The organism is Geothrix mesophila, assembly GCF_022808835.1.
Classification (GTDB): Bacteria; Acidobacteriota; Holophagae; order Holophagales; family Holophagaceae; genus Geothrix; species Geothrix paludis.
In genome coordinates, this window is the sequence record NZ_JAKZLD010000003.1 from 245,194 (window position 1) to 261,260 (window position 16,067).

Sequence of the window (16,067 nt, forward strand, 5' to 3'; positions counted from 1 at the left end):
TACACTGGAGCCTCGGAGCACCCCATGTCCCTCGTCATCGCCGGCAAGACCTTCAGCAACCGCCTCGTCCTCGGCACGGGCAAGTACAAGGACTTCGCCACCATGCAGGCCTGCTACCGGGCCGCGCGGGTGGAGATGGTCACCCTGGCCGTGCGCCGCTTCGATCTGAACGCCAAGGGCGAGGACAACATCCTCCACTGGATCCCCAAGGACATCACCCTCCTGCCCAACACCGCCGGCTGCTATACCCGCGAGGAGGCCCTCCGCGTGGCCCGCCTGGCCCGCGAGGCCCTGGACACCCCCTGGGTGAAGCTGGAGGTCATCGGCGACCAGAAGTCGCTCTATCCCGACAACGAGGAGACCCTGGAAGCCGCCAAGATCCTCGTGAAGGAAGGCTTCACGGTGCTGCCCTACGTGAACGCCGATCCCATCCTGGCCAAGAAGCTCTGCGACGTGGGCTGCGCGGCGGTGATGCCCCTGGGCAGCGCCATCGGCTCGGGCCTGGGCGTGCAGAACCCCATGACCCTGCTCCTGATCAAAGAGGTGGTGGAGGCCTACCAGTTGCCCATGATCGTGGACGCCGGCGTGGGCACGGCCTCGGACGCGACGCTGGCCATGGAGCTGGGTGCCGACGGCGTGCTGCTCAACACCGCCGTGGCCGAGGCGGGCGAGCCCACCAAGATGGCCCAGGCCATGGACCACGCCGTGCAGGCGGGGCGCCTGGCCTTCGAGAGCGGCCGCATGCCCAAGCGCCTCTATGCCAGCGCCAGCAGCCCGGTCGTGGGTGTGGTGGGGCGATAGGCGGCCATTAGCGGGCTTCCGGCCAGGCCTTCCGCAGATCCTCCGCGAAGGTGCCCAGAGCCTCGGCCAGGGGCGACTCCCGCCGCCAGGCCAGCACGAGGGTGCGCCCCGGCGCCGGGCGGCTGAAGGGACGGAGGGCCAGCGGCGCGCGGCTCGCTTCCACCGGGATGCAGAGGCCGGGCAGCAGGGTGAGGCCCAGGCCCGCAGCCACCATCTGCACCAGGGTGGGCAGGCTGGAGGCCCGGAAATCCACCTCCCGGGCCCCGGCCTCGCCGCAGAAGGCCAGGGCCTGGCCCCGCAGGCAATGGCCATCCTCCAGCAGGAGGAGGGGCTGACCCGCCAGGTCCCTCAGGCTCACCTGGGCCTTCCGGGCCACGGGATGGTGAAGGGGCGCCGCCAGCAGGAAGGGGTCCTCCCGCAGGGGCACGCGCGCCAGGTCGCCGAGATCACTGCCTTCCGCCAGGATGGCCGCCTCCAGGCCCCCCGCGGCCAGATCCGCCAGCAGGACGGGCGTGCGCTCCTCCCGCAGCTTCAGGCGCAGGTCCGGGTGCGCGGCCGCCAGGACGGGCAGCACCTCCGGCAGCAGGTAGGGCGCCACCGTGGGGATGACCCCCAGGCGCCAGGTGCCCTGGAAGGGATCCCGCCAGGCCTGGGCCGAGGCCAGGAGGTCCTGGGCCTCCCGTAGGATGCGGCGCGCTCGGGCCACCACCGCCTCGCCCGCGGGCGTGAGGAGCACGCGGCGGTGGTCCCGCTCGAAGAGCCGCAGGCCCAGGGTGGCCTCGATCTGCTGGATCTGCGCGCTGAGGGAGGGCTGGGAGACATGGACCCGCTCCGCGGCCCGGTGGAAGCCCAGGGTGTCCGCCAGGGCCACCAGGTACTCCAGCTGCCGGAGGGAAAGGTCCGAAGCCCGCGCCATGGGCGCCGAGCATGGCATCAGCGATCGGGAAATCCAAGCTCCAGGTCATCACCTGATAGGGTCAGCCTATCAACACGATCCGGAAGAAGTATCGGCCCGGTGGTCCCGTCGGACCTATGTTGGGGACCCGATCCCGGAGGAGCCATGACCAAGCTGAAAGGCACCCGCACCCACCAGAACCTCAAGGACGCCTTCGCGGGCGAATCCCAGGCCAACCGCCGCTACCTCTATTTCGCCAAGGTGGCCGACATCGAGGGCTACCCGGAGGTGGCCGGCAACTTCAAGGAGACCGCCGACGGTGAGACCGGCCACGCCCACGGGCACCTGGACTACCTGAAGGCCGTGGGCGATCCCGCCACGGACCTGCCCATCGGCGACACCGCCCTGAACCTCAAGTCCGCCATCGCCGGGGAGACCCACGAGTACACGGACATGTACCCGGGCATGGCCAAGACCGCCCGCGAGGAGGGCTTCGCCGAGATCGCCGACTGGTTCGAGACCCTGGCCAAGGCCGAGAAGAGCCACGCCGGCCGCTTCCAGAAGATGCTCGAGTCCATCAGCTGAAAGTCGGAACGCGAAGGGCGCGAACAGGGCGAAGAACCGCGAATAGAAGGCCTTGGTTGGCGTCCTTCGCGCTCTCCGCGTTCCGAATTCTTTCGAGGTGACGCATGGCCGAGCGCTACGAAGTGGACGACCACGTGCGCCCGCACACCACGCCGGGGGAGCGCATCAGCTACGTGGCTGGGAAGGGTACCACCTACGACGCTACGGATCCCCGCTACTGGGACGAGGCGCTGCTGAAGGAGGAGGTGGAGCGGGCCTTCGAGATCTGCCACGGCTGCCGCATGTGCTTCAAGTACTGCGACGCCTTTCCGGGCCTCTTCGCCCTGCTGGATCAGAAGCACCACGGTGATGTGCGCGCCCTCTCGAAGGAGGAGCGCGACGGCATCATGGACGACTGCTTCCAGTGCAAGCTCTGCGAGGTGCAGTGCCCCTACACGCCCCGGGAGGGCCACGCCTTCGCCCTGGACTTCCCCAGACTCGTCCATCGCTACCAGGCCCAGCGCCGGAAGCGCGAGGGCGGCACGCTCCGGGACAAGCTCCTGGGCGATCCGGACCTCTCCGCGAAGCTGGCTCGGACCTCCTTCGGCCTGGCCAACACCATGAACCGGGTGGCGATCCATCGCTGGTTCATGGAGAAGACGCTGGGCATCCACCGGGACGCCCACCTGCCGGACTTCGCCTCCGCCACCTTCGAGGCCTGGGCCGAAAAGAGCGGGCGCATCCAGGCCAAGCCCGGCGCCGAGGCCGTGCTCTTTCAGACCTGCATCGTGCAGAACAACGAGCCCCAGCTCGGCAAGGACACCCTGGAGGTGCTGGAGAAGAACGGCTGCAGGGCGGGGTGCGTGAAGGGGCTCCAGTGCTGCGGCATGCCCGCCTGGGAGCACGGCGACCTGGAGAGCCTCCGGAAGCAGGCCCACGCCAACCTGGACGCCCTCATGCCCCACGTGGAGGCAGGCTCGCTGGTGCTCGCCATCAACCCCACCTGCGCCATGATGCTGCGCCAGGAGTACCCGGAGCTGCTGGAGGGCGAGGACCGCGAGCGCGCGAAGAAGCTCGCCGCCGCCGTCCGCGACCCGGCGGAGTTCCTCTGGTCCATCCGGAACGAGCCCCGGGCCAACTGGAGCTTCGAATCCAGCCCGGGCCCCATCGCCTACCACGCGCCCTGCCACCTCCGCGCCCAGCGGGTGGGCTTCAAGGGTCGCGACCTGCTGAAGAGGATCCCCGGCGTCTCCATCGTCTCCGTGATGGAGTGCTGCGGCCACGACGGCACCTACGCCATGCGCGCGGAGACCTACGAGGCCAGCCGGCGCGTGGGCCAGAAGGCCTTCGCGGGCATGCAGGCCGCGGAGGAAGCGACGGTCTGGGCCACGGAGTGCCCCCTGGCGGGCATGCAGTTCGAGCAGCATGCCGGACGGCGGGCCCTCCATCCCATGACCATCCTGGCCCGGGCCTACCGCAAGGACGGGTTCCCGAGCCCCCTCGCCCCGGAGACACCATGACGGCGCGGGTCGACCGTTCCGAGATCCTGGACTTCCTCACCTACACCGAGCGGCGGGACACCATCCGGGCCTCGGCCATGGCCGCCAAGGACCTGCGGCGGGTCCACCTGGGCGAGCACCTCACCCTGCTCTTCGAGAACCGGGAGACCATCCGCTACCAGATCCTGGAGATGGTGCGGGCCGAGCAGATGGTGCGCGAATCGGATATCCGGCACGAGCTGGACACCTACAACGCCGTTCTCGGCGGCGAGGGGGAGCTGGGCTGCACCCTGCTCATCGAGATCCCCGACGCGGCCCTGCGTCCCGTGCTCCTCCGACGCTGGCGGGGCCTCCCGGGCCACCTGCACCTGACCTTCACGGACGGCAGCCGCGAGGCGGCCCGCTTCGATGCGGCCCAGATGGACGAGGCGCGCCTCTCCTCCGTGCAGTTTCTCCTCTTCCCCGTGGGCGACCGCGTTCCCGCGGGCCTGGTGGTGGACCTGCCGGAGCTCGCGGCCGGCACCCCGCTCAGCCCCGCCACCCAGCGGGCCCTGCTGGAGGATCTGGGCCGGCTCCCCGCCGGGGCATAATGCCTCCATGCCCGATGTCGACCTCGCCCCCCTGGAATGCCGTATCCTCGGCTGCCTGCTGGAGAAGCAGCTCAGCACGCCGGACGTGTACCCGCTCTCGCTGAACGCCCTGGTGAACGCCTGCAACCAGTCCAGCAACCGCGAGCCCGTGCTGGCGGTGTCGGAAGCCGAAGTCCAGGCGGCGGCGGATGCGCTCATGGCGCGAGGCCTGGTGGAGACCTGGCCGGGCCGGGTGCTCAAGTTCGCCCACACGGCCAAGCCCACCTGGAACCTCTCCGTGCAGGAGGCGGCCCTGCTGGCGGAACTGCTGCTGCGGGGCCCGCAGACACCCGGCGAGCTGCGCACGAACACGAAGCGCATGTACGCCTTCCCAGACCTGGCGGAGCTGGAGGGCTGCCTGGCGGCCCTGATGGAAGCCGAGCCACCCCTGGCCGTGCGCCTGACCCGGGCCCCGGGCGCGCGGGAGGCAAGGGTGGCGCACCTGCTCGCGGGCCCGGTGGCGGCCGAGGCCGCTCCCGCCAGGCCCGCCGTTCCCGGCGCGCCCGGGCGGGTGGAGCAGCTGGAAGCCGAGGTCGCCTCGCTGCGCGAGGAACTGGCGGACCTGCGCCAGGCCTTCGAGGCCTTCAGGGCCCAGTTCTAGGGTCGTCAGGCCCTAAAGGTCGCCGTAGGCCACGTTCAGGGCCCGCAGGCCGGCCACCAGGTCGCCCCGACGGGCGGGATCCACCTGGAGCACCAGGTGGAAGGGCTGGGGGGCCAGGTCCTCGGCGGCGTCGGCCAGGACGGCCATCAGCGTGACCCCGTCCTCCGGCGGCGCGTCCTGAAGGAGCTGGTCCGCCTCCAGCACCAGGAAGGCGCCGCCCTCCGGCAGGTCCGAGAGGCAGTCCCGCAGGCTGTCCCAGGTGCCGCCGAAGTGGGGCGGAAACTGAGCCGCGGCCGCCCATTCATCCAGCAGCCCCCGGCGGGTCCGCATGCGGTCGCCCCGCAGCCAGCGGAGCATCCGGCCCGTCTCCGCAGGCGCGGCGTCCACCAGGGCCGAGGCGGACCCGGACCACACATGCACGCGGGGCCGCTGGGTCGAGGCCAGGAAGGACCAGTCCACCCCGGTCATCACTTCACCTCGGTGAAGGTGCGGTAGTGATCCGCCGTGTACCAGGCGCGGCCGTCGCTGCCGGTCACCAGGCGCTCGGCGCCGCGGTTGCGCCCCTCGGCCTTGGGGTGCACGTCCCACTCCCGGTACTCGATGCGCTTGCGGCGGGCGTCGTAGCGGGGCAGCGCCCCTTCGTAGTTCCCGAAGACGCGCCCCCCGATGTACCCCGGCGGGGCGTAGCCGTGCTGGCGGACGTAGGCCAGGGTCTCCCGGGCCGGCGCGGGAATCGAGTCGTTCGGCGGAGTCTGCCGCACCTGGGCCGGCGGCTGGACCGATGGCTGGGTCGGGGGCGCGGCCTCGGGACCGCAGGCCAGCGGGGCCATCAGGGCCGCCAGGAGCGCCAAGCCACCGGCCAGGTGTGCGAGGGTCCTCCGCCAGCAGGTCATGGGCGCTCCGGAAAGGGTTTCCAGTCTACTCCGGCTCTCCCGGACGGATTAGGCCTTGGAGGATCCGGCCTCCAGGACGCCGCCATGCCGCTTGTCCGCCCGCAGCAGCAGGAAGGCGAAGACGAGCCCCGCCAACCCCAGCCCCGCGAACATGATCTGGGTGGCGGTGTAGCTCCCCGTCACGTCCCGCAGCTTGCCGTTGAGGTAGGGGAACAGCCCCAGGCCCAGGTTCTGGATGGCCGTCATCAGGCCGAAGGCCGTACCCACGCGGTTCTCCTCCACCACCAGGGGCACGGAAGGCCACATGGCGGCGGGCACCAGCACGAAAGCCGCGCCCAGCATCACCATCATCGGGATGGGACTCCAGTGGGTGATGCCCATCAGGAGGTGGGCCGGGATCATCAGCAGGGAGCCCACCACCATCAAGGAGGCGCGCCGGCCCAGGCGATCCACCAGGTCCCCGGCGAAGGGCGCGAAGAACATCGAGGCGGCGATGGCGATGCTCGTGATCCCCGGCGCGGTGCTGAACATGTGGGTGAAGTTGTAGAAGACCCGGGTCAGAAACCCGCCGTTCGAGGCGCTGACCAGGGGGATCCCCCACTTGTCGTGGAACATGTCCGTGGAGAGGGCGGTGAACGGGAAGATGGCGCTGTAGAAGGTCACGCAGAGCAGCACCACGAACCAGTAGGACGAGGTGAACTTCTTGAGGTCGGAGAAGACGATCTTGTCGCCGGCGCCGGCCTTCGGCAGGGACAGCTCGCGCTCGCCGTGCCGGTCCATGGCGACGAAGACCAGGTTGCAGACCACGGAGAAGAGGCAGAGCAGGGCCGCCGCCCAGAGGGCCGTGCGGAAGCTGTGGAAGTGGTCCGCGATGAGCTCCTCGGTGTTGAAGGAGAACAGCGTGCCCACGCGGCTGAGGGTCAGCGCGATCCCGAAGGCCATGGCCATCTCCTTGCCCTTGAACCAGCGGCTGATGATGGCGCTCTGGACCACGATGAGGGATTCGGAGCCGGCGCCGAAGATCAGCCGCCCGAAGATGAGCATCCACTTGCCCTTCGCCACCGCCACGATGACCGCGCCCAGGAAGACGAGGGTGCTGAACAGCAGGCTGGCCTTGCGGGGTCCCAGCTTGTCGTAGAGCATGCCGCCGAAGAACACGATGGCGATGGCGGCCACGGAATAGGCCGTATAGAGGTTGCCGATGGTGCTCCGGTCGAGGTTCAGCTCCCGCATCAGCGTTGTCTCGAGGGCCCCGATGCTGTCATAGGCGAAGTAGCTCCCCAGCACCAGCAGGCTGATGAAGATCAGGATCGTGAACCGGTAGAGCCGGGTGCTCGGATGGAAGGCACCGGGAATCGCGGAGGTCATCGTGGGGTCCTCAGGTGGGCCAGAGCGTCAGCAGAAACAAGGGGGGAAAACCGGAGTGGCTCGATCCCCCGATGGTGACAGGGGCCTCCCCAAACCTCGCAAATAGAATTGATTCTCATAAAAATTCATAACTCTTAACAGGGATGATTTGCCTTCTGCCACCTAGGATTCATTCACGCACCCCAGTCCTTGTCATCCCCATCCACCCATCCGGAGCTTAGACTCCCTGGAGGTCATCATGCCATCCCGCCTCACCCTTCGCCTTGCCGCCGCCGCCCTTCTGGTGGTCCCGGCCTTCGCCGCCCGTCCCGTGGACAGCTCCCTCGCCAACGAGGCGGCCCGCCACCTGGACGCCCGCGTCTTCCAGCTGGGCCTGGACCGGAATGCCGGCTTCGCCACCAAGAACGTCTTCGAGGAGGCCACCGGCGAGGCCCACATCCGCATGAACCAGTTCTACAAGGGCGTGCGCGTGTTCGAGGGCGAGACCATCGTCCACATGAAGGGCGGCGCCGTCACCGGCCGCACGGACGCCCTGGTCCGCGGCCTCAACCTGAATGTCACGCCCACCCTCGGCGCCTCCGAGGCCCTGGCCGTGGCCCACCAGTCCCTGGCCCCCAAGGGCGCCTACACCCACACGCCCACCTCCGAGCTGGTGGTGGTGAACGTCGGCCAGCCCACCCTGGCCTACCACATCCACACGGAGCTGGAGAACGGCGCCGAGGAGACCCGCCACACCGACTTCCTCGTGGACGCCCACAGCGGCGCCATCCTGGAGCAGTGGAGCACCCTCCACACCGCCGCGGCCAACGGCACCGGCAACAGCCAGTACTCCGGCGTGGTGGCCCTGAACACCAATAGCCTGGCCAGCGGCTACGAGCTGCGGGACACGGTCCGCGGCATGAACTTCGACACCCGCGACCTGAACCACGCCACCACCGGCAACGGCACCACCTACACCGACGCCGACAACACCTGGGGCGACGGCGCCAACTACGTCTCCGGCGCCAGCACCACCTCCGCCAATGGCCAGACCGCGGCTGTCGACGCGCACTACGGCGTGGGCCTCACCTACGACTTCTACAAGAACATCTTCGGCCGCAACGGCATCGACGGGAACGGCACCGCCACCTACAGCCGCGTGCACTACAGCAGCGCCTACGACAACGCCTTCTGGTCCGACAGCTGCTTCTGCATGACCTACGGCGACGGCTCCTCCTTCAAGTCCCTCGAATCCATCGACGTGGCCGGCCACGAGATGAGCCACGGCGTCTGCGCCCGCACCGCCAACCTCACCTACCGCGGTGAGTCCGGCGGCCTGAACGAAGCCAACTCGGACATCTTCGGCACCATGGTCGAGTTCATGGCCCACGGGGGCGGCACCACCACCGTGCCCAACTACAGCAACATCACCTCGACCATCAACGTCTACTGGACGGGCACCACCACCCCCACGCCCTCCACCAGCAAGGCCGTGCCCGCCGCCAACTACTACATCGGCGAGCAGCTGGCCACCGCCAGCTACTACCGGCCCCTGCGCTTCATGCACAAGCCCAGCCTGGACGGCAAGAGCCCCGACGCCTGGTCCAAGACCCTCGGCCGCCTGGACGTCCACTACAGCTCCGGCGTGGCGAACCACTTCTTCTTCCTCCTGGCCCACGGCAGCCAGATCGACACCTTCTCGGATGGTATCCAGTCCCCCATGGCCAACGGCGTCACCAGCATCGCCGGCCTGGGCAACGACAAGGCCGCCCGCATCTGGTATCGCGCCCTCACGGTCTACATGACCAGCAGCACCAACTACGCCGGCGCCCGCACCGCCACCCTGAGCGCCGCCGCCGACCTCTACGGCGCCGCCTCCGTGGAATACAGCACCGTGAACACCGCCTGGAAGGCCGTGAACGTCCTCTAGTCCAGGTTGCCTGACTTCTTCGCGCCCCGGCTCCGCCGGGGCGCGTCGCGTTCCGGCCGGCTTCCCTCCCGGGGGTCCCTGCCCGATAGTGGTGCATGATGACCGCCTCCACCCGGCGCACCTGCCCCAGCTGCCAGACCCGCCTCTCCCCCCTCGCGGCGGAGTGCCCGGAGTGCGGCCTGGCCCTGGCGCCGCCGAGACAGGGCCGTCCCATGCTCTTCCAGGCCTCGGCCCTGGCCCAGGTGCCCCTCGAGGCCTCCCCCCGGGCCCTGACCGCCCCGGCCCTGGGCCGGGTGCCGGAAGTGGCCGTGGAGGTGGCCCCCGAGGAGCTGCAGCGATCCGACGCCGGCGATCCCCTCCCCGCTCCCGGGTTCCACCCTCAGGCCACCCTCGGGATCCAGAATCCCAGCTCCAGCTTCTGGCCCCTGGTGAAGGTGGAGGCCACCGAGGCGCTCCTGCTCGTCCTCGTCCAGGGCCTGGCCCTGACCCTCCCGGCCTGGGCCCTGGGCATCTCCCCCCTGCGGCTTCTCGCCGGGGCCTGGCCCTTCGTGGTGCCCTACCTGTTCGCGACATCCTGGATCCTCTTCATGGCGCCCCTCGTGCTCACAGGCCAGTCTCCCCTCATGGCGCCCTTCGGGGTGACCCTGCCCGAGAACGCCCCGGAGCGGCGCATCACCTTCTCGCTCGTGCACCTCGTCTCGGTGGCCTGCTTCCCCCTCAGCTTCCTCTGCATGGTGCTGAGCCCCCGGCACCAGACCCTGGGGGAGCTGCTCAGCGGCCAGGAGCTGCTGACGCGCCCCACGGGCCGGATGCGCTGAGGGGAGCGCCTTTTCTACCGGGGCCTACTGGGGCAGATGCATGGGCACCGATGTGACGATCACCCCGGGCTTCACGAGCAGGGCCGCCTTGATGCGCAGGGCGCTCTGGTTGTGCAGGAACTGCTGCCACCACTTGGGGGCGATGAACTCCGGCAGGATGACCGTGAGGACCAGCTCGGGTTCCGCGAGCCGGATGCGCTCCACCTCCGCCAGGATCGGCTCCACGACCTTGCGGTAGGGGCTTGGGATGCAACGCAGGGGCACGCCCATGCCGTAGATCGTCCAATCCGCCCGCAGCTTCTCCATGGCCCGGCTCTCCCGGACGCCGTCGGAGCCCAGGTCCACCGTGAGGGCCTCCACGCGGTCCCCGGCGACGTGGCGGCCGTAGAGCAGGGACTGCACCACGCCCCGATGGATGCTGTTCACCAGCACCAGGGCGTGGTGCTTGGTGGGCAGGGTGGCGTCCGTCCGGCTGGCGGCCAACTTACCCTTCACGCCGACATAGTGACGGCGGATGTTGAAGTGCACCACCACCAGGGTCGGCACCAGCAGGATCACGATCCAGGCCCCGTGGATGAACTTGGTGACGGCGATGTCCAGCAGCACCACGAAGGCGGTGATGGCCCCCAGGCCGTTGATGGCCGCCTTCAGGTGCCAGTGCCGGCCCCGGACCTTCCGCCAGTGGGCCACCATGCCCGTCTGGCTGATGGTGAAGCCCATGAACACGCCCGCGGCGTAGAGGGGCAGCAGGATGTCCGTATTGGCATGGAAGAGCCAGACCAGCACCCCCGAGAAGAAGAAGAGGATGAGGATGCCGTTGGAGAACACCAGGCGGTCGCCCTGGCTCGCGAACTGGCGGGGCAGGAACCCGTCCCGGGCCTGGAGCGCCGCCAGCCGGGGGAAATCCGCGAAGGCCGTGTTGGCCGCCACCACCAGGATGGCGAAGGTGAAGCCCTGGACCACGTAGTAGACCAGCTTGGGGAACCCGTGGCTGATGTCTCCGAGGATGGCCTTGTTCAGCTTGGAGAGGAGCGTCTCGGCCACCACCGCGGGATCCGCGCTGTGCTGGTAGGTCACGCCGAACCGGTGGGCCAGGAGCGTGATCCCCAGGAACATGACCGCCAGCAGCCCCACCATCCACAGCATGGTCTTGGCGGCATTGGGGCCGGCGGGGTCCCGGAAGGCGGTGGTGCCGTTGCTGATGGCCTCGACGCCGGTCAGGGCGGTGCATCCGGCGCTGTAGGCCCGCATGAACACCCAGGCCATGGTGAGGCCCGCCAGGTGCGTGCCCTGGTCCACGGCTGCCTGCGCCTGGACCGGCGAAGGCCCGCCCGCGATCACCAGCTTCAACGTCCCGTAGCCGAGCACCACCAGGATGCTGATGACGAAGCCGTAGGTGGGGATGGCGAACAGGCCGCCGCTCTCCTTGACCCCACGGAGGTTCATGAGGGCGATGAAGCCGATGGCCGCCAGGGTCAGGGCGACGTTGTGCCCCTCCAGGGCCGGCAGGGCCGCCGTGATGGCCGCCACGCCCGAGGAGACGGACACGGCCACCGTCAGGATGTAGTCCAGGAGCAGCGATGCCCCGGCGGTCAGGGCGGCGAGGTCGCCCAGGTTCTCCATGGCGACGATGTAGGCGCCACCGCCGCCGGGATAGGCGAGGATGGTCTGCCGGTAGCTGACGGCCAGGATGGCCAGCAGGGCCACGATGCCCAGGGCCACCGGGATGGACCAGCCGAACATGGCGTAGCCCGCGGCCCCGGCCAGGGCCCCGGCCCCGAGGGCGTGGCCCACCGTGCTGGACAGGGACGCCATGATCTCCTGGGTGGCATAGGCCACGGAGGACAGGGCGTCGGAGCTGAACACCGCCAGGGCGACGGGATTGCTGATCTTGGTGTGCTGCGTCTCTTCGCTGGAGAGCCGACGTCCCAGCAGGATCCGCCTCAAGCTCTGCATCCGTGTCTCCCGGACAGAACGCTACTCCAGTATGGGCTCCAGGTGGTAGGGGATCGAGATCACCACGGTCTTGGGCTTCATGAGCAGGGTGCCCTTGATGCGCCAGGCGGTCTGGTTGTGCAGGAGGTTGGCCCACCAGTGGCCCGTGACGAATTCCGGCAGGATCACCGTGATGGTGTACTCCGGCTCCACGCGGCGCATGCGGTCCAGCTCCTCCACGATGGGCTCCACGATCTTGCGGTAGGGACTACGGATGGACCGCAGGGGGATGCCCTCGCAGTACCGCGGCCAGTCGGAGCGCAGCTTCTCCAGGGCCGCGCTGTCGCGGCCATGCTCATCGGGGAAGTCCACGGTGAGGGCCTCGACTTCGCCATGGTCCGCGATGACCTTGGCGTAGTTCAGGGACTGCACCACGCCGGAGTGGATGCCGGAGACCAGCACCACCACGCGGTTCTTGCGGGGCGTGATGAAGTCCGCCCGGCTGCCGGCCAGGATGGACTTCACGCGGATGTAGTGCCGGTGGATGTTGAAGAAGGTCATCACCATGAGGGGCAGGACCAGCACCACCACCCAGGCCCCGTGGGTGAACTTCGTCAGGATGATCACCGTCATCACGACCAGGGTGGTGAGGCCCCCGGCGCCGTTGATGAGCGACTTGAAGACCCACCGCCGGCCGCGGAGCTTCAGCCAGTGCCGGACCATGCCCATCTGGGACAGCGTGAAGCCCAGGAAGACGCCCACGGCGTAGAGCGGCAGCAGGTGATGCTCACGGGCGTTGAAGATCCACAGGAGGACGCCCGAAAGGAAGGACAGGATGAAGATGCCGTTGGAGAACACCAGGCGATCGCCCTGGCTGGAGAACTGGCGGGGCAGGAAGCCGTCGCGGGCCATCATGGCCGCCAGGCGCGGGAAGTCCGCGTAGGCCGTGTTGGCCGCCAGGCAGAGGATCAGCATGGTGAAGGCCTGCATGAGCAGGTAGGTGATGTGGGGAAGTCCCGGGCCGTTCCCGAGGATCCGGCGCTCCAGCATGGACAGCAGCGATTCGCCCTCGCCGGTGTACATGATGCCGAAGTGGTTGGACAGCCACGTGATGCCCAGGAACATGGCGCCGAGCATCAGGACCATGGCGATCATGGTCTTGCCCGCGTTCCGCGCTGTGGGCTCCCGGAAGGCCGACACCCCGTTGGAGATGGCCTCCACGCCCGTGAGGGCCGTGCAGCCGGCCGCATAGGCCTTCATGAACACCCAGATGGCGATCCAGCCCGGCAGGGGCGGCGCCACCACCGCGTGATGTTCCCCCGCGGCCACGCCTCCCGCGAAGTAGCGCCAGAACCCGAGTGCGATGATCGCGAACATGGAGATCACGAACCCGTAGGTCGGAACGGAGAACACCGCCCCGCTCTCCTTCACCCCCCGCAGGTTCATCAGCCCGATGAAGGCCACCACGGCCAGGGCGAGGGCCACCCGATGGGCATCCGCTCCGGGAAAGGCGCTGGTGATGGCGGTGACGCCGGCGGAGACGCTCACGGCCACCGTCAGCACGTAGTCCACCAACAGGGAGGCGCCCGCCACCTGGGCCGGGAGCTCGCCCAGGTTCTCCTTGGCCACGATGTAGGCGCCGCCACCGCTGGGGTAGGCGAAGATGGTCTGCCGGTAGCTGATGGTGAGGATGGTCAGCAGCAGCACGATGCCCACGGCCACGGGCCAGGACCAGGACAGCACCGCCGGCCCGAAGGCCGCCATGGCCATGTAGGGGCCCAGGGCGGCCATGATTTCGCCGGTGGCGTAGGCCACGGAGGAGAGCGCGTCGGAGCTGAACACCGCCAGGGCGACGGGGTTGCTGATGCGGGCCTCGTGGCTTTCCTCGCTGGCGAGGCGGCGGCCCAGCAGGAGGCGTCGGACATTGGCCATGTTCAAGGCTCCTGGTTCAGCGGGCCATCAGCCAGAGGCCGGAGAGGGTGGCCGCGAGTCCCACCAGCTTGGAGGGCTGGAGCTGCTCGCGGAAGAGGAGGAAGGCCATCAGGGCCACGAGGATGAAGTTCGCATTCATGATGCCCACGCCCACCGCAGCCTTGGCGCCCCGAAAGAAGCTTTCGTTCACGGCGATCAGGGCCGCCGCGGTGGCGATCCCGGCCACCAGGGCCCAGGCCGTGGCGCCGGCAGGCGCGCCGGGGCGCCCGCGCCACAGCCAGTAGGCCAGCGCCAGGGGCACCTCGCCGGCCACCACCCAGAAGAGCACCGCCGCCGGGGGCAGCCCGTGGTGACCCGCGGCCTTCATGCCCAGGTTGCCCAGGCCCATGAGAACCATCGCCGCCATTGCCCAACCCAACCACGCCATACCCGGCACACCCCAAAGGAACCCATTATGGGGGCAGGCGCAGGCTGTGGGGACAAGGGTTGACGGACGCCACAGGCAACGGGGCCCGTCCGCCTGTGCGGACGGGTTGGAGATTCCGGTCCGCTACGGGAAACTGGAGGTTCGCAAGGAGGGCGGATGCCCCGATTCTCGAAGCGCGTGGGCCGCGAAGTGCTCGAAGGACACCCCCGCCTCCCCGAGTGGATCACCAAGGAGCGGGTGAAGCTGGGCGACCTCCACGGCATGAAGGCGGGCTTGCGGGATTCGCACCTGCACACCGTCTGCGAGGAGGCCCGCTGCCCCAACCGAACCCACTGCTTCACCCACGGCACGGCCACCTTCCTGCTCATGGGCGAGGTCTGCACCCGGGCCTGCGGCTTCTGCAGCATCCAGAGCGGCAGGCCGAGGGCCCTGGACCCCCACGAACCCGCCGAGACGGCTGAGCGCGTGGCCGCGCTGGGTCTGCGCTTCGCCGTGCTGACCTCCGTGAACCGGGACGACCTGCCGGATGGCGGCGCCGCCCACTTCGCCGAGACCATCCTCGCCATCCGCCGCCGCAATCCCGGTGTGGGCGTGGAAGTGCTGGTGCCCGACTTCATGGGTGACCTTGACGCCGTGGCCCGGGTGGTGGCCGCGGGCCCCGCCGTGTTCAACCACAATACGGAGACCGTGCCCAGCCTCTACCCCGAAGTACGACCCGCGGGCAGGTTTGAGCGCAGCCTCCGCGTGCTGGCGCACGCGAAGGAGCTGGGGAAGGCACTCTATGGCGACGCCTTCCGCACCAAGAGCGGGCTCATGCTCGGGCTGGGCGAGACCGAAGCCGAGCTGATGACGGTGTTCGAGGCCCTGGCCGGAGCCGGCGTCAACATCCTCACCCTGGGCCAGTACCTGCGCCCCACCCGCCACCAGCTGCCCGTGAAGCGCTACGTGCATCCGGACGAGTTCGCCGCTCTGGGCGCCAAGGCCAAGGCCTTCGGCTTCCAGACCGTCTACGCCGGCCCCCTCGTGCGCTCCAGCTTCAACGCCCACGAGGTGGCAGGCATGGAAGGCATCAGCATCGCCTAGAAGCACGCGGGAACCGCGAGCTTTTCGCGCGCCCGCAGGGCTTTCGCGCCTTTCGCCGTTTCAATCCCGCCGCGGGTCCACCACGATGGCCACGGGCTCGGCGGGGCAGGCAAAGACGCAGAGGCCGCAGCCCGTGCAGACATCTGCCTCCACCACCGGATGGCCCACGGTCTCCCCCTCCCCAGGTTCCGCGATGCGGATGGCCTCCTCCGGGTAGGGGCAGCGGTCCACGCACACGCGGCAGGCGCGGGGCTCCCGGTCCACGTCGCCCCAGGTGGCGCAGAGGCCCGGCTTCACGCGGGCCGTGCCCATGCGCACGGCCTTCGGCCCCTCGAGCACGGTGCCATCTTTCCGGACGAGCCGGGGCCAGACCAGAGCCTCGTCGTCGCATTCGGCCACACAGGGCAGCGTGGTGCAGAGGAAGCAGGGGATGCTGCGCGGGTCGAGGTAGGGCGTCTTCAGGCCCAGGCCCGCGTTGGGGCCCGCCTTGAGGATGGCGTTCTCGGGACAGGCCCGCATGCACTTGTCGCAGCGGGTGCACTTGGTGAGGAACTCCAGTTCGTCCAGGGCGCCGGGGGGGCGGAGCAGCCGGGGCCCCAGGTTCGTCACGGCCTCTTCCACGCGGTTCGCCACGAAGCCGGCGAACAAGGTGCCCAGGGACTTGAAGAAGTCGCCTCGCTCCTGGGGTTCGTCGAGCTTCTTGGCCATGGGCG

General features: G+C 69.2%; 16 protein-coding genes. 8 read left to right on the forward strand and 8 right to left on the reverse strand.

The window, feature by feature from the left end; genetic code table 11:
- Positions 1–24 precede the first annotated feature (24 nt).
- Positions 25–801 (forward strand): thiazole synthase, encoded by a 777-nt coding sequence (locus MLG87_RS11080; RefSeq protein ID WP_243295236.1) that lies wholly within the window; start codon positions 25–27, stop codon positions 799–801.
- A gap of 7 nt (positions 802–808) precedes the next feature.
- Here the strand turns inward: MLG87_RS11080 and MLG87_RS11085 are convergent, their stop codons facing one another.
- On the reverse strand, positions 809–1,735 hold the full coding sequence (locus MLG87_RS11085) for a LysR substrate-binding domain-containing protein (protein ID WP_279341237.1): 927 nt from the start codon (positions 1,733–1,735) through the stop codon (positions 809–811).
- 126 nt (positions 1,736–1,861) lie between these two features.
- Here MLG87_RS11085 and MLG87_RS11090 point away from each other — a divergent pair, with 126 nt between their 5' ends.
- From MLG87_RS11090 to MLG87_RS11105, 4 genes are all read left to right on the forward strand, one after another.
- Positions 1,862–2,281: a rubrerythrin family protein gene (locus MLG87_RS11090; protein ID WP_243287429.1), complete on the forward strand. Its 420-nt coding sequence runs from the start codon at positions 1,862–1,864 to the stop codon at positions 2,279–2,281.
- Between the two features lie 104 nt (positions 2,282–2,385).
- On the forward strand, positions 2,386–3,780 hold the full coding sequence (locus MLG87_RS11095) for a heterodisulfide reductase-related iron-sulfur binding cluster (RefSeq protein WP_243295237.1): 1,395 nt from the start codon (positions 2,386–2,388) through the stop codon (positions 3,778–3,780).
- A complete protein-coding gene (locus tag MLG87_RS11100) occupies positions 3,777–4,349 on the forward strand; it encodes a DUF3501 family protein (RefSeq protein ID WP_243295238.1) in 573 nt (190 codons plus the stop codon). Before MLG87_RS11095 ends, MLG87_RS11100 begins: the two co-directional genes overlap by 4 nt.
- A 7-nt stretch (positions 4,350–4,356) precedes the next feature.
- Complete coding sequence (locus MLG87_RS11105) at positions 4,357–4,989, forward strand: YceH family protein (protein ID WP_243295239.1); 633 nt, start codon at positions 4,357–4,359, stop codon at positions 4,987–4,989.
- Positions 4,990–5,001: 12 nt separating this feature from the next.
- Here the strand turns inward: MLG87_RS11105 and MLG87_RS11110 are convergent, their stop codons facing one another.
- From MLG87_RS11110 to MLG87_RS11120, 3 genes are read right to left on the reverse strand one after another with little or no spacing between them, the layout of a single operon-like run.
- Positions 5,002–5,457 (reverse strand): barstar family protein, encoded by a 456-nt coding sequence (locus MLG87_RS11110; RefSeq protein ID WP_243295240.1) that lies wholly within the window; start codon positions 5,455–5,457, stop codon positions 5,002–5,004.
- Positions 5,457–5,882 carry a guanyl-specific ribonuclease gene (locus MLG87_RS11115; RefSeq protein ID WP_243295241.1) on the reverse strand — a complete coding sequence of 142 codons (426 nt, stop codon included), beginning with the start codon at positions 5,880–5,882 and terminating at the stop codon, positions 5,457–5,459. The genes MLG87_RS11110 and MLG87_RS11115 overlap by 1 nt, the downstream gene beginning before the upstream one ends.
- Positions 5,883–5,930: 48 nt before the next feature.
- Entirely contained in the window at positions 5,931–7,250 is a 1,320-nt protein-coding gene (locus tag MLG87_RS11120; RefSeq protein ID WP_243295242.1) for an MFS transporter, read from the reverse strand.
- Positions 7,251–7,488: 238 nt separating this feature from the next.
- Between MLG87_RS11120 and MLG87_RS11125 the strand changes: the two genes are divergently transcribed.
- Together MLG87_RS11125 and MLG87_RS16180 are read left to right on the forward strand one after the other, a co-directional pair.
- Positions 7,489–9,159 (forward strand): M4 family metallopeptidase, encoded by a 1,671-nt coding sequence (locus MLG87_RS11125; protein WP_243295243.1) that lies wholly within the window; start codon positions 7,489–7,491, stop codon positions 9,157–9,159.
- A 98-nt stretch (positions 9,160–9,257) separates the two neighbouring features.
- Positions 9,258–9,977: a hypothetical protein gene (locus MLG87_RS16180; protein ID WP_279341238.1), complete on the forward strand. Its 720-nt coding sequence runs from the start codon at positions 9,258–9,260 to the stop codon at positions 9,975–9,977.
- Between the two features lie 24 nt (positions 9,978–10,001).
- Here MLG87_RS16180 and MLG87_RS11135 read toward each other — a convergent pair whose 3' ends face one another.
- Genes MLG87_RS11135 through MLG87_RS11145 form a run of 3 tightly spaced genes read right to left on the reverse strand, consistent with a single transcriptional unit; the run spans position 10,002 to position 14,271 of the window.
- Positions 10,002–11,933 (reverse strand): APC family permease, encoded by a 1,932-nt coding sequence (locus MLG87_RS11135; protein ID WP_243295244.1) that lies wholly within the window; start codon positions 11,931–11,933, stop codon positions 10,002–10,004.
- 21 nt (positions 11,934–11,954) lie between these two features.
- Entirely contained in the window at positions 11,955–13,844 is a 1,890-nt protein-coding gene (locus MLG87_RS11140; RefSeq protein ID WP_243295245.1) for an APC family permease, read from the reverse strand.
- 16 nt (positions 13,845–13,860) lie between these two features.
- Entirely contained in the window at positions 13,861–14,271 is a 411-nt protein-coding gene (locus MLG87_RS11145) for an EamA family transporter (protein WP_279341239.1), read from the reverse strand.
- A 156-nt stretch (positions 14,272–14,427) separates the two neighbouring features.
- On the opposite strand from MLG87_RS11145, the gene lipA reads away from it, so the two are divergent.
- Positions 14,428–15,354 (forward strand): lipoyl synthase, encoded by a 927-nt coding sequence (gene lipA / locus MLG87_RS11150; RefSeq protein WP_243295247.1) that lies wholly within the window; start codon positions 14,428–14,430, stop codon positions 15,352–15,354.
- A 60-nt stretch (positions 15,355–15,414) separates the two neighbouring features.
- On the opposite strand, the gene MLG87_RS11155 is transcribed toward lipA, so the two are convergent.
- Positions 15,415–16,062, reverse strand: a complete 648-nt coding sequence (locus MLG87_RS11155) for a 4Fe-4S dicluster domain-containing protein (protein WP_243295248.1) — start codon at positions 16,060–16,062, stop codon at positions 15,415–15,417.
- Between the last annotated feature and the right edge of the window lie 5 nt (positions 16,063–16,067).